At 68.4% G+C, this 24424-nt stretch carries 21 protein-coding genes; 10 read left to right on the forward strand and 11 right to left on the reverse strand.

Annotated elements, in window-relative coordinates:
- The first annotated feature begins 22 nt into the window (after positions 1–22).
- Together LZ605_RS17765 and LZ605_RS17770 are read left to right on the forward strand one after the other, a co-directional pair.
- The gene (locus LZ605_RS17765; protein ID WP_249842700.1) at positions 23–619 is read left to right on the forward strand and encodes an NAD(P)H-dependent oxidoreductase; all 597 of its coding nucleotides are present in this window, start codon (positions 23–25) and stop codon (positions 617–619) included.
- A 16-nt stretch (positions 620–635) separates the two neighbouring features.
- Positions 636–1229 carry a TetR/AcrR family transcriptional regulator gene (locus LZ605_RS17770; RefSeq protein WP_249842701.1) on the forward strand — a complete coding sequence of 198 codons (594 nt, stop codon included), beginning with the start codon at positions 636–638 and terminating at the stop codon, positions 1227–1229.
- Between the two features lie 6 nt (positions 1230–1235).
- Here LZ605_RS17770 and LZ605_RS17775 read toward each other — a convergent pair whose 3' ends face one another.
- Positions 1236–2030: a D-alanyl-D-alanine carboxypeptidase family protein gene (locus LZ605_RS17775; protein WP_249842702.1), complete on the reverse strand. Its 795-nt coding sequence runs from the start codon at positions 2028–2030 to the stop codon at positions 1236–1238.
- Positions 2031–2148: 118 nt separating this feature from the next.
- Between LZ605_RS17775 and LZ605_RS17780 the strand changes: the two genes are divergently transcribed.
- Positions 2149–3696, forward strand: coding sequence for an alkaline phosphatase (locus LZ605_RS17780; RefSeq protein ID WP_249842703.1), 1548 nt, complete (start codon positions 2149–2151; stop codon positions 3694–3696).
- On the opposite strand, the gene LZ605_RS17785 is transcribed toward LZ605_RS17780, so the two are convergent.
- Positions 3693–3878, reverse strand: a complete 186-nt coding sequence (locus tag LZ605_RS17785; RefSeq protein WP_249842704.1) for a hypothetical protein — start codon at positions 3876–3878, stop codon at positions 3693–3695. The genes LZ605_RS17780 and LZ605_RS17785 overlap by 4 nt on opposite strands.
- A gap of 98 nt (positions 3879–3976) precedes the next feature.
- On the opposite strand from LZ605_RS17785, the gene LZ605_RS17790 reads away from it, so the two are divergent.
- The gene (locus LZ605_RS17790; protein WP_249842705.1) at positions 3977–4876 is read left to right on the forward strand and encodes a LysR substrate-binding domain-containing protein; all 900 of its coding nucleotides are present in this window, start codon (positions 3977–3979) and stop codon (positions 4874–4876) included.
- An 89-nt stretch (positions 4877–4965) separates the two neighbouring features.
- Here the strand turns inward: LZ605_RS17790 and LZ605_RS17795 are convergent, their stop codons facing one another.
- The 3 genes from LZ605_RS17795 to LZ605_RS17805 form a co-directional block, all read right to left on the reverse strand.
- Complete coding sequence (locus LZ605_RS17795) at positions 4966–5682, reverse strand: transporter substrate-binding domain-containing protein (protein ID WP_249842706.1); 717 nt, start codon at positions 5680–5682, stop codon at positions 4966–4968.
- A 61-nt stretch (positions 5683–5743) separates the two neighbouring features.
- Positions 5744–7267: a carotenoid oxygenase family protein gene (locus tag LZ605_RS17800; RefSeq protein WP_249842707.1), complete on the reverse strand. Its 1524-nt coding sequence runs from the start codon at positions 7265–7267 to the stop codon at positions 5744–5746.
- Positions 7268–7293: 26 nt separating this feature from the next.
- Positions 7294–7716 (reverse strand): DUF2141 domain-containing protein, encoded by a 423-nt coding sequence (locus tag LZ605_RS17805; RefSeq protein WP_249842708.1) that lies wholly within the window; start codon positions 7714–7716, stop codon positions 7294–7296.
- 161 nt (positions 7717–7877) lie between these two features.
- Here LZ605_RS17805 and LZ605_RS17810 point away from each other — a divergent pair, with 161 nt between their 5' ends.
- From LZ605_RS17810 to LZ605_RS17820, 3 genes are read left to right on the forward strand one after another with little or no spacing between them, the layout of a single operon-like run.
- Positions 7878–8978 carry a sensor histidine kinase gene (locus LZ605_RS17810; RefSeq protein ID WP_249842709.1) on the forward strand — a complete coding sequence of 367 codons (1101 nt, stop codon included), beginning with the start codon at positions 7878–7880 and terminating at the stop codon, positions 8976–8978.
- Positions 8975–9613, forward strand: a complete 639-nt coding sequence (locus LZ605_RS17815; protein ID WP_249842710.1) for a response regulator — start codon at positions 8975–8977, stop codon at positions 9611–9613. The genes LZ605_RS17810 and LZ605_RS17815 overlap by 4 nt, the downstream gene beginning before the upstream one ends.
- Positions 9614–9634: 21 nt before the next feature.
- Entirely contained in the window at positions 9635–10006 is a 372-nt protein-coding gene (locus LZ605_RS17820; RefSeq protein ID WP_249842711.1) for a VOC family protein, read from the forward strand.
- A gap of 62 nt (positions 10007–10068) precedes the next feature.
- Here the strand turns inward: LZ605_RS17820 and LZ605_RS17825 are convergent, their stop codons facing one another.
- Entirely contained in the window at positions 10069–10908 is an 840-nt protein-coding gene (locus LZ605_RS17825; protein WP_249842712.1) for an arylamine N-acetyltransferase family protein, read from the reverse strand.
- A 203-nt stretch (positions 10909–11111) separates the two neighbouring features.
- Between LZ605_RS17825 and LZ605_RS17830 the strand changes: the two genes are divergently transcribed.
- A complete protein-coding gene (locus tag LZ605_RS17830; RefSeq protein WP_249842713.1) occupies positions 11112–13652 on the forward strand; it encodes a methyl-accepting chemotaxis protein in 2541 nt (846 codons plus the stop codon).
- A 76-nt stretch (positions 13653–13728) separates the two neighbouring features.
- On the opposite strand, the gene LZ605_RS17835 is transcribed toward LZ605_RS17830, so the two are convergent.
- The 5 genes from LZ605_RS17835 to LZ605_RS17855 all read right to left on the reverse strand — a co-directional run bounded on the left by LZ605_RS17835 (position 13729) and on the right by LZ605_RS17855 (position 22021).
- On the reverse strand, positions 13729–16251 hold the full coding sequence (locus LZ605_RS17835; RefSeq protein WP_249842714.1) for a PepSY domain-containing protein: 2523 nt from the start codon (positions 16249–16251) through the stop codon (positions 13729–13731).
- Positions 16252–16869: 618 nt separating this feature from the next.
- Positions 16870–17433: a TlpA disulfide reductase family protein gene (locus LZ605_RS17840; protein ID WP_249842715.1), complete on the reverse strand. Its 564-nt coding sequence runs from the start codon at positions 17431–17433 to the stop codon at positions 16870–16872.
- A complete protein-coding gene (locus LZ605_RS17845; protein WP_249842716.1) occupies positions 17430–19820 on the reverse strand; it encodes a protein-disulfide reductase DsbD family protein in 2391 nt (796 codons plus the stop codon). The genes LZ605_RS17840 and LZ605_RS17845 overlap by 4 nt, the downstream gene beginning before the upstream one ends.
- Entirely contained in the window at positions 19817–20155 is a 339-nt protein-coding gene (gene cutA, locus LZ605_RS17850; RefSeq protein ID WP_249842717.1) for a divalent-cation tolerance protein CutA, read from the reverse strand. The genes LZ605_RS17845 and cutA overlap by 4 nt, the downstream gene beginning before the upstream one ends.
- Before the next feature lie 75 nt (positions 20156–20230).
- A complete protein-coding gene (locus LZ605_RS17855; protein ID WP_249842718.1) occupies positions 20231–22021 on the reverse strand; it encodes an endonuclease in 1791 nt (596 codons plus the stop codon).
- 358 nt (positions 22022–22379) lie between these two features.
- On the opposite strand from LZ605_RS17855, the gene LZ605_RS17860 reads away from it, so the two are divergent.
- Together LZ605_RS17860 and groL are read left to right on the forward strand one after the other, a co-directional pair.
- Positions 22380–22667, forward strand: a complete 288-nt coding sequence (locus LZ605_RS17860; protein ID WP_049427125.1) for a co-chaperone GroES — start codon at positions 22380–22382, stop codon at positions 22665–22667.
- Between the two features lie 83 nt (positions 22668–22750).
- Positions 22751–24400: a chaperonin GroEL gene (gene groL / locus LZ605_RS17865; protein ID WP_249842719.1), complete on the forward strand. Its 1650-nt coding sequence runs from the start codon at positions 22751–22753 to the stop codon at positions 24398–24400.
- The last annotated feature ends 24 nt before the right edge of the window (positions 24401–24424 follow it).

Raw genomic sequence — 24424 nt, forward strand, 5'->3', positions numbered from 1 at the left:
AATGATTCCTGGAGATTCACCCGTGCACAGCCTCATCGTCACCACCCATCCGGAAACCGGATCGCTCACCCATGCCATCGCCCAGCGCATCGGCGACGCCATCCGGGCCACCGACGCTGGCAACACCGTCACCCATGCCGACCTGGTTGCCGAAGGCTTCGATCCGCGCTTCAACCGCGAAGACCAGGCGCTGTTCCGCGGCACCGGTGCGGTACCGGCCGATGTTGCCGCCGAGCACGCACGGCTGGACCTGGCCGATACGCTGGTGCTGGTCTATCCGCTGTACTGGTGGTCGTTCCCCGCCTTGTTGAAAGGGTGGATCGACCGCGTGTTCACCCAGGGCTGGGCCTACCAGGACGGCGCCGACGGCAAGGTACAGAAGAAGCTGCAGCGCCTGCGCGTGCATCTGGTCGGCGTCGGCGGGGCCGGCGCGGCGATGATCGAGCGGCGCGGCTATGGCGCGGCGATGAAGACCCAGATCGACATGGGCATCTTCGACTACTGCGGCGCGCGCGTGTTGTCGTCCGAACTGCTGCTCGATGCCGATAGCGGTGCGGCCGCCGCGCATCTGCAGACCGTAGTGGAAATCGGCCGTAAAATCGGTACTCCGATGCACTGATCGCCGTGTTCCGCCAATGCCTGCCAACGCCGCCCCCACGCGCCGCCGCCTGACCCGCGAGCAACGTGCCCGCCAGCTGCTGGATGTGGCCTGGGCGCTGGTCGGTGAGGAAGGCACCGACGCGTTGACGCTGGGGAGGCTGGCCGAAGCGGCGGGCGTGACCAAGCCGGTGGCCTACGATCACTTCGTGACCCGTCATGGCCTGCTGGCGGCGCTGTACCACGACTACGACGCGCGGCAGACGCAGGTATTCCACGAGCGCATCGATCGCGCCCGGGCGCGGCTGGGCGATCGCGCCGCTGCCATCGCCTCGGGCTACATCGACTGCATCCTCAGCCAGGGCAGCGAGGTGCAGGGCATCCTGTCGGCACTGGTCGGCGCGCCGGAACTGCAGGAGGTGCGGCGCTGCTACCAGCAGGACTTCATCGACAACTGCGAGGTGTGGCTGGGCCGGTTTGCTGCGGACGGCACGGTGCCGCTGGCCGGCCGCTGGGCCATCCTGGGCGCGGCCGAAAGCCTGTCCGAGGCCGTGGCCGCCGGCGCACTGGGCCAGGCCGTAGCTGAAGCCGAGCTGCAACGCCTGATCGTGGCGACGGTCAAACGACGCTGACCGGGCTCAGGCCTCGATGACGGCGCCGGCCAGCGTTGCAAAGCCGGTGGCCAACTGTTCGCGCACCCGCGCGTCGCGCGCCTGGCGGCTGTCCGAACCGAGCACGACCGTGATCAGGCGCACCGGCTGCGCCTGCCCGGGTAGCCCCCGGCAGGCGGTGGCGGCCAGGCAGAAGCCGGCCGCCTGGGTGTAGCCGGTCTTCAATCCATCCACGCCTTCATCGCCCAGCAGTGCATTCTGGTTGGTTCGGCTGAAGCGGCCATGCGCGAACGCACGCTGCGCGGTAATGGCCAGGATCTGTGGATGGTCGGCCAGCAGATGGGCCGCCAGCACCGCCATGTCGCGCGCGCTGGATGCATGATGTGGCGTGGTGATGCCCGATACGCTGGCGAACCCGGTATCGCGCAGGCCAAGCTGGCGTGCGTGGTGGTTCATGCGCTGCAGAAACGCGCCCTGCGATCCATCCAGGTGGCGCGCGATCGCCAGCGCGGCGTCATTGCCGGAGACGATCATCATTCCTTCCAGCAGGCGCGCCAGGGGGACCGTTTCGCCGGGCAGCAGGCCCATCCGCGTTTCATCAGCGGCGACCGCGTGCACGTCGTCGCCGGCGATGGTGACCGTTTCGTCCCACGAACGCCCGGTCTCTGCGATGCACGCATACGCCGCGTAGGCAGTCATCAGCTTGGTCAGCGATGCCGGTGGCCGTACGGTGTCGGCGTTGTGCTGGTGGATCACCGCGCGGCTTGCAGCGTCAATGGTGATCGCAGAGAGCGGCGCGCGCGCCGGAGAGGAAGTCGGCATGGGTGCAGCGATGGCAACGGTAGCTGCGCAGGGTAGCGCGCAGCGACTGCATGAAGCTGCAACATTGAAACTATATAACATGTGGTCATCAGCCGCAGGTGGCCCGACAGGACCCACGATGAGTTCATTCCTTCCACGTCGCGGGCGCCATGCCCTGCTGCTGGCTGCACTGGCTGCAGTCGGCGGCTGCCAGCCGAACCTGCGCGCCGGTCCATCGGCGCCGGCTGCGGTCCAACCGTACAACGTGATCGTGATGATCAACGACGGTGCCGGTTGGGGCACCTGGGATGCGGCCGCCTACTGGCAGTACGGCAGCCGCGAGGGTGCACCCTATGCGGCGTTCCCGCAGCGCCTGGCCGTGACCACCTTCCCTCTGAATTCCAGCAGCCAGCCGACCGGCGACACTGCGCAGACCCTCGGCTACGACGCGGCCAGGGCGTGGGACACCGAGGCGGTTCCCGCGCTGGACCTGCCGTTCGCTGGTTACCAGTACCTGGCCGCAGTGGCGACCGACAGCGCGGCGGCAGGTACCGCGTTGTCTGCGGGCATCAAGACCTACAACAACGCCATCAACGTGGACAACGATGGCAGGGCGGTTGACTTCAACACCCTGCGCGCCAAGCGCCTGGGCATGGCCACCGGCGTGGTCACCTCAGTGCCGTTCGCGCACGCCACCCCGGCCGCGTTCGCTGCGCAGAACGCCTCGCGCAACAACTATCACGCGATCGCGCACCAGATGCTGGCGCAGGGGCATATGGACCTGGTGATGGGCACCGGCGGCCCGGGTTACAGCGTGGATGGACGCGCCTGTGGCCAGGGCACGGCGGCTGCGCCGGCCGAAGGCTGCGCCAATCCGTGGGAGTGGGTCTCGCAGCAGGACTGGCAGCAGCTGGAAGCGGGCAGCACCATCGGCGGCAACCCGGCCGGGCCGTGGCGCCTGATCCGCAGCAAGGAGGACTTCCTTGCGCTGGCGGAGGGCCGGCTGCCGACCGACCGTCCGTTGATCGGCGTGCCGCGCGTGGCCAATACGCTGCAGCAGGCACGCCAGCTGCCGGTGCTGGGCCAGGATGCGAGCACGCCTTCGGGCGTGCGCAGGATCGACAGCGTGCCCGATCTGGCGACCATGACCCGTGGCGCCCTGCGGTTCCTGCAGCAGCGTTCGGCCAAGGGCCTGTTCCTGATGGTGGAAGGCGGCGCCACCGACTGGGCCGCGCACACCAGCGCCTGTGGCACCGAATGGCACTACGGCTCATGCAGCGACCAGCCGCAGTACGGGCGGCTGATCGAGGAAACGGTGGAGTTCAACGACGCGGTGGCGGCGGTGGTCGAATGGATCGAGCACAACGGCGGTTGGGAACGCAGCCTGCTGATCGTCACCACCGACCATGACAACAGCATGCCGATGGGGCCGGATGCGCAGAACATCGCGTTCGAACCGGTGCGCAACAACGGCCGTGGCCGCATGCCGGGGATGAGCTTCCGCCCCACCGGCAACCACTCCAACGCGCTGGTGCCGCTGTGGGCCAAGGGCGCCGGCGCTGAGCTGCTGGGCCAGCGCGTGCGGGGTGTTGATGCCGGCTACCGCCAGCATGTGCGCTGGAACGACGGCCGCTACATCGACAACACCGATGTGGCAGCCGCCGTGCAGCAAGCGCTGCAACGCTAGGGGAGTGCCGGCCGCTGGCCGGCAGCTGCGGGGTGCCCGATCGGTGAGGTTGCCGGCCAGCGGCCGGCACTACCAGGGGTGCCGCTTGGCGGCGGAGCCGGGGAGGGGCTGGCCAGCTGCCGCGCCAGCTCGGCGCTGGCGATGTGGCCATGCAGGAACAACAGGCTGCCGAAGATGTTCATGAGCGTGCCTCCACTTGAGTGGATTGCACGATACGGGCAGCATGGAGGGGCAAAAAGCGACATTTCCGCAAGCCTGACTTGAAAGAGGTTCAAGCCTTGTGACCCGCCCACCCTTGCATGCCCTGCAGGGCTTCGTCGCTGCCGCCCGGCTCGGCAACCTGTCGCGCGCGGCGGCGTCGATGAACCTCACGGTCAGCGCGCTCAGCCACCAGATGCGGCAGCTGGAAGAGCGCCTGGGCCAGCCGCTGCTGGTCCGCCAGGCGCGCGGCGTCGCCCTCACCCTGGAAGGTCAGCGCCTGCTGGACCAGGTCGGCCCGCATCTGGATGCGATCAACGAAGCCTTCCAGCCGTATGCGGCGCGTGCCGAGCACGTGCTGACGATCAGCGCGGTGCCGTCGATGGCCAGTGCGTGGCTGGTGCCACGACTGGGGCACTTCGTGGCCGCCCATCCGCAGATCGAGATCAATCTGCAGTCCAGCGAACGGCTGGTGGATTTCGAACGCCAGCGCCAGTTCGACGCCGCGCTGCGGCTGGGCAGTGGCAACTGGCCAGGGCTTGTGGTGGAGCCGCTGTTCGATGAGTGGCTGCTGCCGATGGCCAGCCCGGCACTGATCGAGCGCATGGGCGGCATCGACCGTGTCCCGCTCACGCAATGGCCATTGCTGGGTGATCCCGACGGTGCGTGGGGCGCGTGGTTCGCCTTGAGTGGGCAGAGCCCGCCGCCCCGCTTCGTGGCGGTGCTGGATGATTCCGAAGCGCATCATCGGGCCGCGCTGGACGGTGTGGGCGTCGCCCTGGGCCGGGTCACGCGTGCGCGCCTGCTGCTCGACTCCGGCCAGCTGGTCGCGCTGTCCCAGCAGCGTTTGAAGACCGACTGGCCGCACTGGCTGGTGTACCCGCCACGCTCGGCCCATCACCGTGGTTTCCTTGCCTTCCGCGACTGGCTGCACGCGCAGGCGGCCGAGCATGTGCGGCATATGGCCGGCGTGCATCTGTAGCGTCGAGCGTGCTCGACTTTCTTCGTGCACAGCAGTCGAGCACGCTCGACTCTACGCACGGGCAGTCGAGCACGCCCGACGCCACGGATTCACCGTACCAGGGTGACCGCCTGTCCCGCACGCGCGAACGCTTCGCCCAGCAACGGACCGGCCTTGATCGCTTCCACCTCGTCGAACAAGGCGCGCAATGCCTCGGCCGGGCGTGAGGCCGGTGCCGCGACCGCCTGCTGGATCGCGGTGAAACGATCGGCCAGCACGCGGTGGCCGGGATGCGCCTGCGCCCAGGCTGCCAGCGGCTGGCGCACCCCGGCGGCGGCATCCAGGTGCTGCTGGTCGAACAGGGTGATGGCCGCAGCCGAAGTCTCCGCGCGCTCGATCGCGGCATGGCGCAGCTCGCGGCTGAGGAACAGATCGTAGGCCGCGCCGCGGCCGACTGCGATGCGCAGGCCGTCGCGGTCAAGATCGGTCACCTGCTGTGCCGGGCTGTGCTCGCGCACCAGGTAGGTGCCTTCAATCTCCACATACGGTGCACTGAAGGCGATGTGGTCGGCGCGTGCCGGATCGATGGCCAGGAAGGCCAGATCCCAGGCATCTTCGGCAGCCGCGGCAACCACCGAAGCCGCCGCATCGTGGCAGGTGAAGCGGGCCTGCACACCCATCCGTTGCGCCAACGCGGTGGCCAGTTCCAGTGACGGCCCGCGCGGTGAGCGTGCATCGCCCTGTGCCAGCACGGGATTACCGAGATTGATCGCCACGCGCAGGAATCCCTGCGGCGCCAGCGCGCTTCGATGGTCGGCCAGGGACATGCAGGGCTCCGCGGGAAGGGGAGCTCCAGCATGCCAGCGTGGACGTCCGCGCCGCGTGGACTCAGCCGTGTGCAGCGAACGTACCGTGGAAGCCCAATGGCACCGCGTAGGGCAGCCATGCCTGTGCCAGGGGGCCATCGTCCAGGTGGCGCGCGTCGAGTACCGCCAGACCGCTGCGCTGGTTCACCGGATCGAGCAGGGTGCCGATCAACCAGCCGTCGTCGGCGTTGCGGCTGCCCGGGCGCGGCACGAACACATGTTCCTCGGCCATGATGTCCGGCCCGTAGTGCCACAGCTGGCGGCGTCCACGCTCGATGTCGAACGCCGCCACCGCGTTGAAGTACGGTGCGGTGGCCGGGCCGTCGATGGTGGGTGCGTACAGCCGCGCCCCCCGCGTGTCGGCCGAACGCCGGTCGAACAGCGGAAACTCCACCGCGCGGATGTCCAATGACTCCCAGCGTGCCTGGCCACGGCGCAGGTCCAGATGCAGTTCGACCAGGCCGGCGCCGCTGTTCGCGGCGTGCGCGCCATCGCCCGCCATCGCCTCCTTCATCGGCGAGCGCGCTTCGTTGATGTCATTGTGGCGCACCGCGCGCAGCACGATGCCACCCTCGCGGGTGAAGGCATCGCCGAAGTGATAGATCGCGGCGAACGGCGCCTCGAACCACTGCGCCTTGTCCGGCGCATCCTTGGCCACCACCGCGATGCGTGCCGGACGCTGCGGCGCGAACTGCATGCGCTCGAAGAAGCTGCCGCCGGTGCCGGTGAAGTCGAACGGCATCAGCACGAACACCAGGTGCTGCCCGGTCATCGCAAAGGCATGCAGGTAGCCATGCTCCGGCGTTTCAATCACATTGGCACTGCGCAGCTGGCCGTCCTTGCCGATGTGCCAGACCAGCAGGCCGTGACCCCCCATCAGGCTGATCGAACCGAAGTTCCACACGCTGCCATCGCGGTCCGGCAGCGGATGGGCCGAGAATGGCAACGCCGCCAGATCCGGGCGCCAGGTGACCGGGCCAAGGGTCTGCAGCGAATCGGGATCCACTTCGAACGCCGAGCCGGATTCGCACAGTGCGAACAGGCGGCCGTTGATCATTGTCACCGAGGTGTTGGCCACGTTGGCGTCATCGTTGTTGCGCACGGGCAGCGCAGCGGGAACGTGGGTGCCGGCCGCCGGATACTGGAAGCGGCCGGCCTTCTGTTCACGGCTGAACTTCGGCGTGGCCACCATGCGCCCGTGGTGGGTCAGGCTGCCATCGCCGTTGAAGCGCCAGCCATGCACCATGCCGTCGCCGTCGAACCAGTGGTCATAGCGGAAGCCATCGCGCTCGGTCCAGGCCGGACCGTTGCGGTACAGCGTGCCGGCCAGGCCGACCGGCAGCCGCCCCTGCAGCTGTACCGTTGCAGGGCCAAGGCATTCGCTGCTGACGCTGCGCCAGCCGAGCAGCCACGGATGCGCCTGCAGGCCCTGCGCGAAACGCGCCGGGTCACCGGCGAAGGCCGGTGCGCTGCGCAGTGCGGTGGCGCCCAGGGCCAGGCAGGCGCTGCTGCTGAGCAGGGTACGGAGGAAGCGGCGACGGTCCATGGTGGCCTCGGGTCTGGATGCAGGAATCAGCGCAGGGTGATGTCGATGGCAGTGCCGGCAGCCGGCACGGTGACGCGCGCTTCGTCGAAGGTGGGCTTGCGCATCACCTGCGGATTGTTGCTGAAGCCATAGCCTTCCACCGGCATGCCGACCAGGTTGGTGTCGAGCTTGCCGTTGTCGTTCTCGTCGTGGGTGAGCAGCACCGCGTAGCTGCCGGCCGGCAGATTCTTGAACACGAAGTGGGCGCTGTCGCCGCTGGGCCTGGCCTGCTGCGCCTGCACCGGTGCGGCCTTGCCGTCCCAGGCGCTGGCGCTGTCGACCAGGGCGACGCGCAGGGTGCCGGTCTGCGCGCGGACATCATGCACGGTCACTGCCAGATCGGCGGCATGGGCACTGCCGGCCAGGGCCAGGGCAGTCAGGGCGGTGCTGAGCAGGGCGGTGCGGATCATGGCGGTGGCTCCGGAAGTGGGTGGTGTGCTGTGGTGTGGGGCCAGTCTGCGCGGGGCGTAGTGCCGGGTTCAGGGCCAGTGGTCATCGATTCGACGTGCCAGAAGTCACTTTCTGCGCCGGACCCATTGCCGGTTGCGGGCGCGCCCGTCAGCATCTGGCCATGCCCAGCCTGTTCCGCCACCTGTTGCGTCCGCTCAGCCTCGCCGGTCTGGTCACCGTGCTGGTGGTGGGCCTGTCGTTCGGCGCGCAGGGCCCCGCCGCCGGCTTCAGCCAGGCGTTGCTTGCCGCGTTCCTGCTGCTGTTCGTGGTGCATGGCTGGGCCGCCATGCCGACCGGTGCGCGTGCGTTCGCCGCGCTGCTGCAGGCCGTACTGGCGGTCGCCCTGGTCGCCCTGCAGCCGCGTACCGGCACGGCACCGGTGCTGCTGGTGGTGCTGGTCGCGCAGCTGGCCGAGCATTGGCCGGCGCGCTTCATGCTGGTTGTTGCGGTGCTGGCCAACCTGGCGTTGTACGCGGTGCTTCGCCGCAGCGGCTTCATCCAGCCGCTGCTGGTGGTGCTGCTGTATGCGGGCTTCCAGGCCTTTGCCGCGTTGACCGCCCACTACGCGCGTCGTAGCGCACTGGCCCGCGACGCGCTGGCCCGGGTCAACGCCGATCTGCTGGCGACCCGCGCGCTGCTGGCCGACAGTGCACGCGATGCAGAGCGCCTGCGTCTGGCGCGTGAACTGCACGATGTGGCCGGCCACAAGCTCACCGCGATGCGCTTGAACCTGCGCGCGCTGGCGGCGGATCCGGCGCTGGCCGGGCGCGAAGGATTGGTGCTGGCCGAGCAGCTGTCGGGCGAGCTGCTCGACGATATCCGCCAGGTGGTGCAATCGATGCGCGATGATCGCGGCCTCGACCTGGCCACCGCACTGCATGCGCTGGCCGCGCCCTTCCCACGCCCTGCGCTGCAACTGCACATCGGCGAGGGTGTGCGCGTGACCGACCCGCTGACCGCCGAGACCGTGCTGCGGCTGGCGCAGGAAGCGCTGACCAATGCCGCCCGGCATGGCAACGCAGGCACGGTATGGCTGACGATCAACCAGGAGAACGCGCAGTTGCGTATCGATATCCGTGATGATGGCCAACGCGCCGAGCGTATCCGTGAAGGCAACGGCATCGCCGGCATGCGCGAGCGTCTGGCCGCGGTGCGCGGCCAACTGGAACTGGCCCGCACCGCGCAGGGCGGCATGCACCTGACCGCGTGGTTGCCGGCATGAGCGGCGCGGCGATCCGTGTTGCCCTGGCCGATGACCAGGCGCTGGTCCGCGCCGGCCTGCGCGCGTTGTTGCAGGGATTGGGTGTGCAGGTGGTGCTGGAGGCTGAAGACGGCCAAGCGCTGCTCGATGCACTGGCCGCGCAGCCGGTTGATGTGGTGCTCAGCGACATCCGCATGCCTGGCCTGGATGGCATCCAGGCCCTGCGCCAACTGCGTGCGCGCGGTGACACCACGCCGTTGCTGCTGTTGACCACCTTTGACGAAAGCGATCTGCTGCTGCGGGCCAGCGAAGCCGGTGCGCAGGGATTCCTGCTCAAGGACGCGGCTCCGGCCGACCTGCGTGAGGCGATCGAGCGCGTCGCCGCCGGTGAGACACTGCTGCTGCCGGTCAGCACCGAGCCGATACGCGCCCGCTATCGTTTCCACGATGAAGCGCCGCCCACCGATACCTTTGGCGAGCGCGAAGTGGCGATCCTGCGGCTGCTGGCCGGGGGCTACAGCAACAAGGAGATCGCGCGCAGCCTGTTCCTGGCCGAGGGCACAGTGAAGAACTATGTCTCGGCCATCCTCGACAAGCTGGGCACCCGCGACCGCACCCGCGCGGTACTGAAGGCGATTACCCTGCGCATCATCTGAGTGGAAGGCAGAAGGCGACGCATGAACCCGATCCTGCACGTTGAAATACCCACTACTGACCTGGAACGGGCCATCGCGTTCTACCAGCGATGGCTGCGGGTGGACGTGGATGCGCCGATCCTGCTGCATGACTGCCGCATGGCGTACCTGCCGTTTTCGGATGACGCAGCGGGTGCCAGCATGGCGCTGGTACAGGGCGCGGACTACCGGCCCTCCGAGCAGGGCGCGCGCATCTACATTGGCGTGGGCGATGTGGAGGCCAGCCTTGAGCGCGCATTGCTGGCCGGCGCCGAACTGCGCTTCGGCCCGGCCGACGCCGGCGACTGGCGCGTGGCCGAGATCCGCGACAGCGAAGGCAACCGCATCGCGCTGCAGTCGCCCGCCGTTCCGTAGCGTCGAGCGTGCTCGACTGCAATTGATTCCGCTACCAATTCCCCAGGCGAGCAAGCTGGACGCTACAACAGCGTGGCGCGCGAGCGCTGCAGCCAGTCGTTGATCGCCGGGTCCAGCCGCGGGTCGTCCGGCAGCTGCACGCCGAAGCGCTGCTGCAGCACGTCGCGCACGTCACCGACATCGTGCAGTGGGCGCTTGTCCGGCGCCTGCCCGGGCCGGTATTCGGTGTAGTTGCCGCTGCCGATGGTGCGGCGCCAGTCCGGCCCGGTCAGTGACGCACGCAGCTGGCCCGGAAAGCTGGAATCAGGATGGGTGCACACGTACCAGTTGCCCACCACGTTGTCGATCGGCGCAGGCACCTGCAGGTCGAACCGGTACATCGCCCGCCACTCGTTGCTCGATTCGACCGACAGCACGAAGTCGCCGTCGTCCGGCAGGCGCTGCAGCCGGTAGCGCTCGTGCGGAGTGGACTGGGGCTGCGCATCATGCAGGCGCAGCGGCACGGTGGGGGTCAGGCTGCCGAACCCGGCATCCACCAGCCAGTCATCACCGTCCACCCGCACGCGCAACAGCAGGTGGGTGCGCGCGGTCAGCTCGCCGCCCTGCGCGGCCAGCAGCACGCGTGCGCTCAACGGCTGCGCATCAAAGCCCAGCGCCTGCAACAGGGCCAGCAGGCCGCCATTGAGCTCGAAGCAGTAGCCACCCCGGCGCGCGTCGAGCAGCTTGCGTTGCACGCTGTCCAGGTCGATCGGTACCGCATCGCGCAGCAGGCAGCTGAGGGTCTCGAACGGCAGCAGTGCGTTGTGGCGCTGCTGCAGCAGGGTCAGCCCGGCCAGCGTCGCTGGTGGCGGCGCATCCAGCTGCAGGCGTTGCAGGTAATGGGGGACATCGAGCATGGCCATGGCGGCACCGGGCGGGGGAGGGAGGTCCACTGTGCTCCCCCAACCGGGGTTGAGGTCAAGCGCGGCCGCGGTGTCATCCCGCCGTCGCCTGCACCCGGTACAAAGGCCGTGTGCGCTGGCAAGCGCGGGCAGACATGGAACACAGCCCTAAAGATGCATCGATTCCGGCCGATACAGGTGCGTCCTTCTGCCTGGAGCCTGTCATGTCGGCCGTCGTTCCCCACCTCCGGTCCCTGCGCACGCGTCTTGCCACATGGCGCAGGGTGCTCCCCGACCTGTTGCGCTGGTTGCAGCCGCATCGGCTCAGCGTGGCCAACAGGCTCAAGGCCACCCTGTGGGTCTGCGGCCTGGGCCTGGTGGCGATCGCCGCCGTCTACGCCTGGACCGGACACACCAGCGCGCAGGCCGCGTGCAACCAGGCCAGCTACCAGCATGGCAGTGATCTGGCTGCCCGCCTGGCCACGCAGGTGGCCGAAGCCCGCCGCCTGCAGACCCAGTATGCGCGGAGTTTCGATGACGCGGACCGCGATCAGCTGCTGGCCACGCAGAAGGCACTGCAGGCGGACCTGCGGGCATTGCGGGCGATGCCGATGGACGCCGGCCGGCGCAAGGCACTCCAGGCGCTGGCTGAAGCCGTGGACGCCTTCTCGCAGGGTGTGGCTGCACTGTTCGAGCGCGTGGATGAGATGGGACGGGGTGACGCCGGGCTTGCCGCGCAGCTGCAGCAGGCCGCTGATACGTTGCAGACCCGGGTGGATGCGCTGCAGCGACCAGCACTGGCGCTGACGATGCAGAAGATGCGCCGCCAGGAGGCGCTGTTGTTGCTCGACGGCGACGCAGCCCATGCCGACCGTGCCAGCGAGGAAAAGCTGCCGTTCGACCTGGGGCTGGCCGGACTGCCGGCCGATGTGCAGGACACCCTGCGCAGCGAAATGGAAGGCTACCAGGGCGCGTTGCTGGCCTATACCGCCGCCCGCGTGGGCCTGGATGTGGAGACGCAGTCGCTGCTGGACACCGCCGCCGGCGTTGCTCCCGCGCTGGCCGCGTTCCAGCAGGCCCAGGTATCGGCGCTGGCCACCGCACAGTCACGCCAGCAGACGGGCGCGCGCACCATGAGCGTACTGTTCGCGTTGACCCTGCTGCTGGTGGCCGGCGTGCTGATCACCAGCCTGGTACTGGTGCTGCGCGCGGTACGCCAGCCGATCCAGGACACGCTGCGCTTTGCCAGTGACATCGCCGACGATCGCCTCGACACCACCCTGCGCGTGTACAACGCCAACGATGAGATCGGCCAGCTGGCGCAACGCCTGGTCGACATGCAGCAGCGCCTGCGCGCACGTATCGATACCGAGCGTGCGGTGGCCCGCGGCAATACCCGTGTGCGCCAGGCGTTGGACAGCGCGCAGACCGGGCTGATGGTGATCGATGCCGAGGGCCAGCTGGCCTACGCCAACCCGGCATTGCAGCAGCAGCTGGCGCTGCCGGCCGATGAGCTGGTGGGCCGCGAGGCGGTACGGCTGCACCCGGCACTGGCCAACCTGGTCGGCGTGCGCCAGCGTGAGGAACGCGAGATCGGCCATGCCGGCGTGCGCTACCAGCTGATCGCCAACGCCATCATCGATGACGGGCACTACCTCGGCGTGGCGGTGGAATGGCGCAGCCGCGCGCTGGAAACCCTGCTGGAAACCGAAGTGGCCGCGCTGGTCGATGCGGCCGCGCAGGGCGATCTGCATGGGCGTATCGAACTGGACGGCAAGCAGGGCTTCGTGCGCACGCTGTCAACCAGCATCAACCGTCTGCTGGCCACCTTCGAAGCCAATCTCGGCGATCTGCAGGCGCTGCTGGCGGCACTGGCCAGCGGCGATCTCAGTGTGCGCATGGGCGGTGATCTGCAGGGCGTGTTCGCGCGCATGCGCGATGATGCCAACGCCACCGTGGCGCAGCTGGGGCGTATCGTCACCCGCATCCAGCAAGCCACGTCGCATCTGGATACCGGCGTGGGCGAGATCGTCGCCGGCCATCACGACCTGTCGCAGCGCACCGAGCAGCAGGCGGCCAACCTGGAAGAGACGGCGGCCTCCATGCACGAGCTGACCGATACGGTGGGCCGCAACGCCGACGCGGCAGGGCGTGCCGATGCGCTGGTACAGGGCGCGGCGGCAGTGGCGCAGCGCGGCGGGCAGGCCGTCGGTCAGGTGGTGGCGACCATGCAGGGCATCAGCGAGGCATCGCGCCGCATCGGCGACATTACCCAGCTGATCGATGGCATCGCCTTCCAGACCAACATCCTTGCGCTCAACGCGGCCGTGGAGGCCGCACGCGCCGGCGAGCAGGGCCGCAGCTTCGCCGTGGTGGCCGCCGAAGTACGGTTGCTGGCCCAGCGCAGTGCCGAGGCCGCCAAGCAGATCAAGGGATTGATCGAGGATTCGGTGGCGCGGGTCGGCCAAGGCAACCAGCAGGCCGAGCAGGCCGGCACCACAATGGGGGAGATCGTTGGCAGCGTGCAGCAGCTGGCGGACCTGCTGGCCGGTATCCGCAGCGCCTCGCATGAGCAGCATGCTGGCATCGCGCAGGTGAACCAGACCATCGTGCAGATGGAAGCCAGCACTCAACGCAACGCCAGTCTGGTGGAAGAGGCCGGTGCCTCCACTGCACAGATGCAGGCGCAGGTGCAGGCTCTGGCAGAGGCCGTGGGCGCGTTCCGGCTGCAGCCGGCGCAGCCGACGGCACGCGCAGCGGCCTGAACCTGCCCTGGTGGTGCCGGTCGTTGACCGGGACGATCATCGGAATGCCGGCCAGCGGCCGGCACTACCGATGGGCTCAATACACGTCGCGGCGGTAGCGGCCGTTCTCCAGCAGCGTTTCCACCGCCTCATCACCCAGGGCTTCACGCAGCACCTGGTCCACGCCTTCGGCCATGCCCTGCAACGAACCGCAGACGTGGATCACCGCGCCGCGCTGCATCCAGTCGCGCAGTACATCGCAGGCCGCGCGCAGCCGATCCTGCACGTAGCCACCGTCACCATCGCGCGAGAACGCCAGGTCCACCCGCTGCAGATGGCCCTCGGCCTGCCAGGCTTCGATCTCTTCGCCGAACAGGAAGTCGTGCGCACGCTGGCGTTCGCCGAACAGCAGCCAGTGCCCGTGCGCGCCGGCATGTGCAGCTTCGCGCAGCAGGCTGCGCAGGCCGGCGATGCCGGTGCCATTGCCGATCAGCACCATCGGCGCTGCGGCTACGCGATGGAAACCCGGGTTGCGGTGCACGCGGGCAACGATGCCAGCGCCCACCGGGGCATGCAGCGACAGCCAACCCGAGCCCAGCCCGGGGCGACCGGCCGGGTCGTGCGTCAGCCGCACCACCAGTTCCACTGCGCCATCCTGCGCAGCGGAGGCAATCGAGTATTCGCGTCCGGGCAGCACGGGCAGGCCGGCCAACCACAGGCAGGCGTCCTGCACCACCAGCGCGGCATCGGCATCGGGCAGTTCGCGTTCGCTGGCCAGTGCCAGCAGCGTGCGTGGTTGACCCTCCACCAGCAGGGGTTGCAGCGGATCCAGCCCGTGCGCCTTCAGTACCGCGCTGGCATGTCGTGCGCTGTGGCGGGGCGATACATGCAGGATGTCACCGGCCTGCCACTGCACCTGCGCCGGGGCTGCCAGGCGGATGCGCCAGATCGCACCGCCGACGCTGCCGGGATTGAGCCGCTCGCGGCCAAGCAATCGCCAGTCGTGCATCACCGTGGCCGATGGCAGCACGCTGTCATCGGTGGCGATTCCGGTCAGGGTTGCCAGTTGCAGCTGCCATTGGCGCAGGGCCGGTAGCGCTGCGGCATCCACATCGATGCGTTCGAACAGCGGGCGTGCGCCATTGTCGATCAGCCAGCTGTCGACCTGGCGGCCAAAGCCACAGAAATGCGGATACTGGCGATCACCCAGCGCCAGCAGACCGAATTCCAGGCCCGACAGGTCCGGCCGTTGTGCAAGCAGCTGTCGCGCGGCGCGTCGTGCCGCATCCGGTGGCTCGCCATCGCCGAAGGTACTGAGCACCAGCAGCGCGTGCGTGCTGCGCTGTAGTTCGGCCGCATCGACGCGGGCCAGCGGCAGCACCCGCACCGCATGGCCGGCGGCCTGCACCTGCGCCGCTGCGCGCCAGGCCAGCTGCTCGCCCAGCCCGCTCTGGCTGGCGTGCACCACCAGCCACGGCGCAGCGCCGTCATCGGCGGCGGCGACCGGCAGCGACCGGCGCAGGCCGCGCGCCGCGCGCTGGCTGCGCCGGCGATCGAGGTACAGCATCCAGCCGGTGATGAAGAACAGGCTCATGCCCAGGCTGCTGAGCATCACCACCACACGCCCCGGCACACCGAAGTAACTGCCCGAGTGCAATGCGAACACGCTGGTGGCCAGCTGTCCGCCAGCGCCCTGGCGCGCATAGGGGCGCGCATCGAGGACCGCACCACTGGCCGGGTCCAGCTGCAGCAGATCATGGGCGCGATCATGGTGGCCACCGCGCTGCGACCGATCGCCGGCCATCACCCGGATGTTCAGAGGCTGGCCTGGCTTTTCCGGCAGGCGCAGGTCGATGAAGCCGGTGCGCACGCCGGGCAACGCATACAGCGTGGCTTCGACGCGCTGCAGGTCCAGCGTCGCATCGACGGGCACCTTGTGCTTGGCCGCAGGTGCGACGCCGAGCAGGGTATTGGCGGCGCTGCGGTACCAGTCGAACGACCACCACAGGCCGGTCAGCGCGCTCATCAGGTAGATCAGCAGCACCCAGGTGCCGACCACCGAATGCAGGCTCCACAGGAAGCCACGGCCGCTGCGCTTCCATTCCACCGCCAGCCAGCTGCGCCAGTGCCACCAGCGCCGTGGCCAGCGCAGGTACAGGCCGGACAGGGTGAAGAACAACAGGGCGATCGCGCAGCTGCCGGTGATCCATTTGCCGCGTTCACCGGCAGCGAGGTGGCGGTGCAGGTCTTCGACGAAATCAAAGAATGCCTGCCCGCGCAGCGCGCTGAAGCGTTCGCCGCTGTAGGGGTCGAAGTACACCCAGTGTTCTTTGCCACCGGCAAAACGCGCCACCGAGGGACGTTGCCCGGTCGCATCCACGCGCAGGCGCTGCAGGGGACGCTCGCTGCCGGCCTGCAGCAGCGGCACCAGTTCGCTGAGCGCAAGCGGGTGCTGGCCGTCGGCATGGTGTTCGGCGATCTCGGCGAAACCGGGATTGCCCGCGCGCAGCAGTTCGTCCTCGAAGGACAGCGCCGCGCCACTGAGGCCCATGACGGCCAGGACGGCACCGGCGGTGATGCCCAGCAGCCAGTGCAGTTGGAACAGGACGTTCTTGAACATCGAAGGAGAGGGGCCCGGGAGGCTGCCGCCCGCATCCTGCGCAACAGCAAATGAGAATTAGTCGCGGAATTCTCCCGGGCGCCCTGCCTGCGGTCAAGCAGGGGTATCGGCCGGGCGGCGCCCGGCACCCGCCGAGGCAACGTCAACGTCAAAAGCGGGTTTCCGGTGGGAGGCGGAATGGGTCCGGTGGCGGGGGACGCCGTAAACCCTTCCTTGGGGGCTTGGCCGCGGCATCCATGCCGCGGACACCCCCGCCACCGGACCCACCCCGCCTTCGACAGATCTCCGCGGTCTGTAGATCCACGCCATGCGTGGATGCTCTTCGTTCAACTGTCGGAATACTCGATTTCGATGGAGATCCATCCACGCATGGCGTGGATCTACCGTGTCGACCAAGGTCGACATCTACCAACAGCCATCGGAATCTGTCAGAGGTGGGGCGGTGTCGGAGCGCGGGGTGTCAGCCGCATGGATGCGGCTGCCAAGCTTACAGGGACGTACTTGCAGCGTCCCCGCACTCCGACATCGCCCCGCCATCCCACGGAAAGCCCGCTGTAGCTGTTGCTTCGGCTGTTGCTCTGGCCTGAAGCGGGTGCAGGGTGCAGCCCTGCCGAACCCTCACTTCACCCAGCGGTCGATCTCGCCGTGCGCGAACGGTCCCAGCTTCGCCTTCACCATGCGGCCCTGCGCATCGAACAGCACGCTGTAGGGCAGCAGGCCCTGGGTATTGCCCAGCTGCACACTGGCATCGCGCGGGCCTGGCGTCTCGATCACAATCGGGTAGTCCACCGGCACCCGTTGCAGGAAGCGGCGCACGTCCTCCGGCGTATCCAGGGCCAGACCCAGCACCTGCACCCCGTCGTCGCCCTGGGCATGGGCGAAACGGGCCAGTTCAGGCATCTCCTCCACGCACGGCGCGCACCAGCTGGCCCAGACGTTGACCAGCAACGGGCGACCGCTGAAGCGCTGCTGCAGGTCCAATGGCCGGCCATCGAGGTCGGGCAGCGACAGGGCCGGCATCCAGTCTCCGGCCTGCAGTGGGGGCGGTGCAGGCACGGCCGCAGGTGCAGGCGTTGCGGCAACCGGGGCCGCCGGGGTGGGGCCCAGCCGGTGCCCGGCCCACAGGCCCAGGCCGGCGGCCAGTACCGCTGTCCACAGCAGCGCTGGCCGTTGCCACTTCATCGTGCGGTGCGCAGCAGCGCTTCCTCCACCACCGCCTGGGTCAGCAGGGTCGGCAGCACGGTCGGCGGTGCGCCGGGGCCGTACACCACGTACAGCGGCACACCCACCGCCTTGTGCTCTTCCAGGAACGTGGTGATCTGCGGGTCGACATTGGTGTAGTCACCGCGCATGTATACCGCGTTGGTGCGCTTGAGCAGCTCCTTGAACTCCGGGCGCGACAGCACCGCACGCTCGTTGGCCTTGCAGCTGACGCACCAGTCGGCGGTCATGTTGACGAACACCACGCGGTTGTCGGCGCGCAGGCGGTCCAGCAGTTGCGGGGAGTATTCGACCACGTTGTCGCTGGCCGCCTGCGCCGCCCGCGCCGGTGGTTCCAGCTGGGTCACGCTCCATGCCGGCACCAGTGCGCCGATCGCCAGCAGCACGCCCAGCAGGGTCACCGCCCGCGACCCGGTCCAGCGGTTGCGTTCGAACAGCCACAGGCCGAAGGCGAACAGCAGCAGGCCGCCCAGCACCAGCGCCATGCCGTCCACGCCGCGCTGCTTGCCCAGCACCCACAGCAGCCACAGCGCGGTGGCATACATCGGGAAGGCCAGCACATGCTTGAGCGTTTCCATCCACGGGCCCGGCTTGGGCAGGCGGCGCGCCAATGCGGGCACGAAGCCGACCAGCAGGAACGGCAACGCCAGGCCCAGGCCGAGGAACAGGAAGACCGTCATCGCCTTCAGCGGCGGGGCGATGAAAGCGTAGGCAATCGCCCCGCCCATGAACGGGCCGACGCAGGCGCTGCCGACCACACAGGCCAGCGCGCCGGTGAAGAAGTCGCCGGCGGGACCGCTGCGGCTGGCCAGCGACTGGCCCAGATTGCCGATGCCGCCACCGAGGGTGAACACGCCGGACAGGCTCAGGCCCACCGCGAACATGATGTAGGCCAGCGTGGCCACCACGCCCGGATGCTGCAGCTGGAAGCCGATACCGACCGCGTTGCCGATCGCGCGCAGGCCAACCATCAACGCGCCGATCACCGCGAACGCGACCAGCACGCCCAGCGTGTACCAGAGCGCGTGGCTGCGTGCGCGCTGCGGGCTTTCGCCGCTCTGCGCCAGGCTCAGCACCTTCAGCGACAGGATCGGCAGTACGCACGGCATCAGGTTCAGCACCAGGCCACCGGCCAGCGCCAGCAACAGCACCCACACGAACGAGCGGTCCGGATTCGGCGTGCTCGCCGGTGGGCGCGTGCGCAGGGCGTTGTCACCGCGGGCATCGGCGGCGAACTCATTGCCGGTGCTGGCCCCCGCAGCGCCGGCGGCAAGCGGAGCGCCGGCATCGGTGTTGGGTACGGTCGGCAGCAGGCGCAGCGTGGTGCCATTGGTGCCTTCGCGCGCCGCTCCGGTGGCGGCGGGCAACGGGCTGATCACCTCGGTGCGTGGCGGTGCCTGGTCGGCGCTGGCATTGATCTTTCCCGCCGGGATCGGCAGCTTCACCCGCCGCGTCATCGGCGGATAGCAGATGCCATCGGTCTGGCAGCCCTGGAAGGTCACCACCAGGGTGCTGTCGACCGCCTCGGATACCGTGCGGCGCAGTGGCAGCGGCACTTCCACCTGGTTGAAATACACCGAGACATCGCCGAAGTGCTCATCGCGATGCGACTGCGCGGCCGGCCAGCGCGGCTTGTCGGCCAGTACGCCGGCGCTGCCTTCCAGCTTCAGCGAGGTGCGGTCGCGATACAGGTAGTAGCCCGGCGCGGGGCTGAAGCGCAGCAGCAGGGTGTTGCCATCACTGGCGATGGCATCGAAGCCGAACGCCTGTTCCGACGGCAGCGGCAACGCCTGGCTGTTGCTGGCGGCGCCCGGCAGGCGCAGGCCGCCGCCGTTGCCGGCACCGGCCAGTGGGTTGTTGAACGGGCTGGCGGCACCGGTACGCGCGGCGGGTGCGGCAGCCTGGGCACCGCCACCGGGCAGGGTGACCTGCACCACGCGCTTCTGCGGTGGGTAACAGACCCCCGCATCGGCGCAGCCCTGGTAGCGCACTTCCAGGCTGATGGTGCCGGCCGCGTCGGTCGGCGCGCCGGGCAGGGTGGCCAGCAGGCGCTCGCGATAGGTTTCAACTTCGCCGAAGAAGTCGTCGTGGTGCTTGTCGCCCTTCGGCATCTGCAACGCGCCGGCGTTGAACGCCGGGTCGGCCTTGACGCTGGTGCGGTGGCGATACAGGTAGTAGCCCGGTGCGATCTTGAACTGCAGTTGCACCTGGCCGCGCTCGGGGGCGGTGGCGGTCAGCGCGAACGCCTGGTCCACCGGCAGCAGGTCCTTCTCATCCAGCGCGAACGCCGGCAGCGAGAGCCACAACAGGGCGCACAAGGCAGCGCCACGCGCAAACAGAGTCTTCAATCAGTGTCCTCCCGGGTCTGTGCCCGGATCCAATCCAGATACGCCGGCAGACCGGCCCGGGTTTCGACCGCGATGCACTCCGGGAGTTCATACGGATGCAGTTCGACGATCCGGGCGATTGCGTCATCGACGCGGCTCGCGGTGGTCTTTACCAGCAGCTGCAGCTCGGCGTCGGTGGTGACCTCGCCCTGCCAGCGGTAGGTCGACTGCGCCCCCTCGAGCCGGGTCACGCATGCGGCCAGGCGCTCGCCGACCAGCGCGTGCGCGATGCGCTCGGCACTGGCCCGGTCCGGGCAGGTGGTCAACAGCAGCAGGACAGGTTCGACGGTCGACATGACCGTCGAGTATAGGGCCCCTGTCCGGCCGGGTCAGGACCGGACAGGGGCGATTGCAACTTCTTGGAGGCGGACTCAGTTGGCCAGCTGGCAGGTGGCCGGCTTGGCCGAAGTGAACAGGCCCGGGGTCGCCCACTCGGGGTGGTCGATGAACGGGTTGCGGTTGCCCTGGAAGCTGTAGACCACGTCGTTGCGGGCGCGCTCGGCATCATCCGGCGGATCGGACAGGTGCCAATCGATCAGCGTCGACAGCAGGCCCATGTAGGCCGGCGAGCTGCTGGTCTTGACGATCTTGCTGCGGTCGTCGGTCAGCTCCAGGTCCGGCTCGGATTGGCCGGTTGCCGCGTCCTTGCCGCCCTCATAGCGGATCGCCATGTACATCACCGCACGCGCCATATCGCCCTTGCGCTTGCCCCACACCTCGAAGGTGCCGGTGTTGCCGTCCGGCGTGCGCACCCAGTTGGAATTGCCCGGGTAGCCGCCGCTGCCGCCGCCCTGGCCGTTGTTGGCCTCGGTGGCACGCTCGCCGCAGCCGGCGTCGCACTTGGCGAACGGCTTGTTGCCACGGTCGGCGTTCCACTGCGCATCGGTCAGGTACAGCATGTGGGTGTCGGTATACGGCGCGTACGGCAGGCCCTTGTCACCGGTGGTGCTGGCAAAGCCCAGCGAGTTCGGCCAGGTGTGCTCGCGGTTGTACTTCAGGCCACTGCCGCTGCCGGCGCGATCGGTCACCTTGGCGTAGCTGCGGTTGCGGTACGCATCGAGGATCCTGCCACTGTTGTTCGGGTCCTCGTCGGCGATCTCCAGGATGGTCCAGGTGCTGGTGCCCGAACCGCTGTACGGGTAGGCGGTGTGGCCCTTGATGGTGGCGTGCAGCGAGCAGCGCAGCTGGCTCGGGCTGGAGGTGTTCACCTTCGAGTAGTAGCCGGCCGGTACGCCCGGATTGCCAGGGTCGGGGTTGCCGCCGGTGCTGGCCACGGTGAAGGCGATGCGGCTGTCGGCGGCCGGGTGCGCGCCCTGCAGGTCGCTGATGCGCGCGGCGCGGATGTCGAAGCGGCAGGCTTCACCGGCCACCAGCGCGGTATTCGTGGACAGCTTCACGCTGCGGCCGCTGGCCGGGAAGGTCAGCGGCACGCTGCCGGAGGTGCCGCAGCTCAGCGCGAAGGCGCCACTGGCCAGGTTCACCGTCTCGCTGAACACCACTTCCAGATCGGCCGCGGCCGGGAAGGTGCTGCTGCCCTGCGCCGGGGTGGTGGTTGACACCGACGGCGGCGTGTTCGGGCCCGGGGTGCCGCCGCCGCTGAAGGTCTGGCCGTTGTTGCAGCTGCCGAAGGTCTGCCTGGCCGACTCGGCCCAGGTGAAGTGGGCGTACTGGCTGCCGCTGCCCGTCAGCTGCAGCGAGGTGCCCGGCGCGGTGCTGTTGGTCTCGGCCACCGGAATGTTCTGGCTGGTCATGCCGGCGGCAGGGCCACCGGAGGCGGTGATGGCGCCCTCGTAGCTGAGGAACTGGACCACCTTGCCGCTGGCATCGACCAGGGCGATGCCGTCGTTCGGGCCGTTCTGCAGGCCGTTGGTCGGGTAGCTGACCACGGCGATGCTGGCGCTGCCGCAGCCGGCGGCGCTGCCGGCCGGGACCGGGTTGTTGGCGTAGACCGTGGCGGCCGACGGATTGCTGCCGTTGTACAGGTACAGGCGGTAGCCGGACAGATCCTCACCGGCGGTGGCCACCACCTCGATCGCTTCGCCGACGTCACCGGCGGCGGTGCTGTCGTCGTAGTGCAGTTCGTTGATGAAGACCTCGGCCTGGGCCGGCGCGGCGGCCAGCGCCAGCAGGCAGGCGGCGGCAAGCGGGGACAGCAATCGCATCGACAACTCCTTGTGATTGGGAATGCGCGGCCGAGCCTAAGGCCGATCTGGTGACACTTTGTCGTAAATGAACGTCAGATATCTGACAGTGCGACGCTGATCACCAAAAGTCGAGGGTGTCAGCGCGCGATTCGACGCGCTTCACCGGGCTGAACGTCTTCATGCAGGGCCGCACCGGGCAAGCCTGGCCGCGACGAAATTTTTTCCAGGATCGCCCTTGAAAGGTCCGGGGCCAGCTCCATCTCTGTCCTGCTCCCGATTCGTCGGGCTTTTTCGCGAGCAATGCTGGCAGTCACCTGGGGTGAGTGCTAACATCGCCAGACTTTTTCAGACCAATCAATAACTTAAGAGGTCTCTCATGAGCATCAAGCCGCTGCACGACCGCGTTGTGGTCAAGCCGATCGAAGCCGACGAAATCTCCGCCGGCGGCATCGTGATCCCGGATTCGGCCAAGGAAAAGTCCACCAAGGGTGAAGTCGTGGCCGTCGGCCCGGGCAAGCCGCTGGACAACGGCAGCGTGCGCGCGCCGTCGCTGAAGGTCGGCGACAAGGTCATCTACGGCCAGTACGCCGGCAGCTCGTACAAGAGCGAAGGCGTCGAGTACAAGGTCCTGCGCGAAGACGACGTGCTCGCCATCATCGGCTGAGCCTCGGCGCGACCTGCTTCATCCCCTGATTCCAAACACCCAGCCGCCGGGCATGGCCCGGCGCTACCAATGAGGTAACTGCAATGGCTGCCAAGGATATTCGTTTCGGTGAAGACGCCCGTTCGCGCATGGTGCGCGGCGTCAATGTTCTCGCCAATGCCGTCAAGGCCACCCTGGGCCCGAAGGGCCGCAACGTCGTGCTGGAAAAGAGCTTCGGCGCTCCGACCATCACCAAGGACGGCGTCTCCGTCGCCAAGGAAATCGAACTGGCTGACAAGTTCGAGAACATGGGCGCACAGATGGTGAAGGAAGTCGCCTCGCGCACCAATGACGACGCCGGCGACGGCACCACCACCGCCACCGTGCTGGCCCAGGCCCTGATCCGCGAAGGCGCCAAGGCCGTGGCCGCCGGCATGAACCCGATGGACCTCAAGCGTGGTATCGACAAGGCCGTCGTGGCCGCCGTCACCGAGCTGAAGAACATCTCCAAGCCGACCGCCGACGACAAGGCGATCGCCCAGGTCGGCACCATCTCGGCCAACTCGGACGAGTCGATCGGCCAGATCATCGCCGATGCGATGAAGGAAGTCGGCAAGGAAGGCGTGATCACCGTTGAAGAAGGCTCGGGCCTGGACAACGAGCTGGACGTGGTCAAGGGCATGCAGTTCGACCGCGGCTACCTGTCCCCGTACTTCATCAACAACCAGCAGGCGCAGACCGCTGACCTGGATGACCCGTTCATCCTGCTGCACGACAAGAAGATCTCCAACGTGCGTGACCTGCTGCCGGTGCTGGAAGGCGTCGCCAAGGCCGGCAAGCCGCTGCTGATCGTTGCCGAAGAAGTCGAAGGCGAAGCGCTGGCGACCCTGGTGGTGAACACCATCCGTGGCATCGTCAAGGTCGTGGCCGTCAAGGCTCCGGGCTTCGGCGACCGTCGCAAGGCGATGCTGGAAGACATGGCCGTGCTGACCGGCGGCACCGTGATCTCCGAAGAAGTGGGTCTGTCGCTGGAAAAGGCCACCATCAAGGACCTGGGCCGCGCCAAGAAGGTGCAGGTCTCCAAGGAAAACACCACCATCATCGATGGCGTGGGTGACAAGGCGGCCGTCGACGCACGCGTCGGCCAGATCAAGACCCAGATCCAGGACACCTCCTCCGATTACGATCGCGAGAAGCTGCAGGAACGCGTGGCCAAGCTGGCCGGCGGCGTTGCCGTGATCAAGGTCGGCGCCTCGACCGAAATCGAAATGAAGGAAAAGAAGGATCGCGTCGACGACGCCCTGCACGCTACCCGTGCAGCGGTTGAAGAAGGCGTGGTCCCGGGCGGCGGCGTGGCCCTGGTCCGTGCGGTCACCGCGCTGGCCGGCCTGAAGGGTGCCAACGAAGACCAGAACCACGGCATCCAGATCGCCCTGCGCGCGATGGAAGCCCCGCTGCGCGAAATCGTGGCCAACGCCGGTGAAGAGCCGTCGGTCATCATCAACAAGGTCAAGGAAGGCACCGGCAGCTTCGGCTACAACGCGGCCACCGGCGAGTTCGGCGACATGCTGCAGTTCGGCATCCTGGACCCGACCAAGGTGACCCGTTCGGCGCTGCAGAACGCGGCCTCGATCGCGGGCCTGATGATCACCACCGAAGCCATGGTTGCCGAAGCTCCGAAGAAGGACGAGCCGGCCATGGGTGGCGCCGGTGGCATGGGCGGCATGGGTGGCATGGGCGGCATGGACTTCTAAGTTCCCGCGTTGCCGATGCACCAG

The sequence above is a fragment of the Stenotrophomonas maltophilia genome (assembly GCF_023518235.1).
Lineage (GTDB): Bacteria > Pseudomonadota > Gammaproteobacteria > Xanthomonadales > Xanthomonadaceae > Stenotrophomonas.

Excerpts from the sequence above, each read along its gene's own strand:
- LZ605_RS17855 (WP_249842718.1), bottom strand. The coding sequence starts at position 22,021 with ATGCGATTGCTGTCCCCGCTTGCCGCCGCCTGCCTGCTGGCGCTGGCC.
- LZ605_RS17810 (WP_249842709.1), top strand. The coding sequence starts at position 7,878 with ATGCCCAGCCTGTTCCGCCACCTGTTGCGTCCGCTCAGCCTCGCCGGT.
- LZ605_RS17770 (WP_249842701.1), top strand. The coding sequence starts at position 636 with ATGCCTGCCAACGCCGCCCCCACGCGCCGCCGCCTGACCCGCGAGCAA.
- LZ605_RS17775 (WP_249842702.1), bottom strand. The coding sequence starts at position 2,030 with ATGCCGACTTCCTCTCCGGCGCGCGCGCCGCTCTCTGCGATCACCATT.
- groL (WP_249842719.1), top strand. The coding sequence starts at position 22,751 with ATGGCTGCCAAGGATATTCGTTTCGGTGAAGACGCCCGTTCGCGCATG.
- LZ605_RS17795 (WP_249842706.1), bottom strand. The coding sequence starts at position 5,682 with ATGTCCCTGGCCGACCATCGAAGCGCGCTGGCGCCGCAGGGATTCCTG.
- LZ605_RS17825 (WP_249842712.1), bottom strand. The coding sequence starts at position 10,908 with ATGGCCATGCTCGATGTCCCCCATTACCTGCAACGCCTGCAGCTGGAT.
- cutA (WP_249842717.1), bottom strand. The coding sequence starts at position 20,155 with ATGTCGACCGTCGAACCTGTCCTGCTGCTGTTGACCACCTGCCCGGAC.
- LZ605_RS17780 (WP_249842703.1), top strand. The coding sequence starts at position 2,149 with ATGAGTTCATTCCTTCCACGTCGCGGGCGCCATGCCCTGCTGCTGGCT.
- LZ605_RS17800 (WP_249842707.1), bottom strand. The coding sequence starts at position 7,267 with ATGGACCGTCGCCGCTTCCTCCGTACCCTGCTCAGCAGCAGCGCCTGC.
- LZ605_RS17830 (WP_249842713.1), top strand. The coding sequence starts at position 11,112 with ATGTCGGCCGTCGTTCCCCACCTCCGGTCCCTGCGCACGCGTCTTGCC.
- LZ605_RS17815 (WP_249842710.1), top strand. The coding sequence starts at position 8,975 with ATGAGCGGCGCGGCGATCCGTGTTGCCCTGGCCGATGACCAGGCGCTG.
- LZ605_RS17840 (WP_249842715.1), bottom strand. The coding sequence starts at position 17,433 with ATGAAGTGGCAACGGCCAGCGCTGCTGTGGACAGCGGTACTGGCCGCC.
- LZ605_RS17835 (WP_249842714.1), bottom strand. The coding sequence starts at position 16,251 with ATGTTCAAGAACGTCCTGTTCCAACTGCACTGGCTGCTGGGCATCACC.
- LZ605_RS17820 (WP_249842711.1), top strand. The coding sequence starts at position 9,635 with ATGAACCCGATCCTGCACGTTGAAATACCCACTACTGACCTGGAACGG.
- LZ605_RS17785 (WP_249842704.1), bottom strand. The coding sequence starts at position 3,878 with ATGAACATCTTCGGCAGCCTGTTGTTCCTGCATGGCCACATCGCCAGC.
- LZ605_RS17805 (WP_249842708.1), bottom strand. The coding sequence starts at position 7,716 with ATGATCCGCACCGCCCTGCTCAGCACCGCCCTGACTGCCCTGGCCCTG.
- LZ605_RS17860 (WP_049427125.1), top strand. The coding sequence starts at position 22,380 with ATGAGCATCAAGCCGCTGCACGACCGCGTTGTGGTCAAGCCGATCGAA.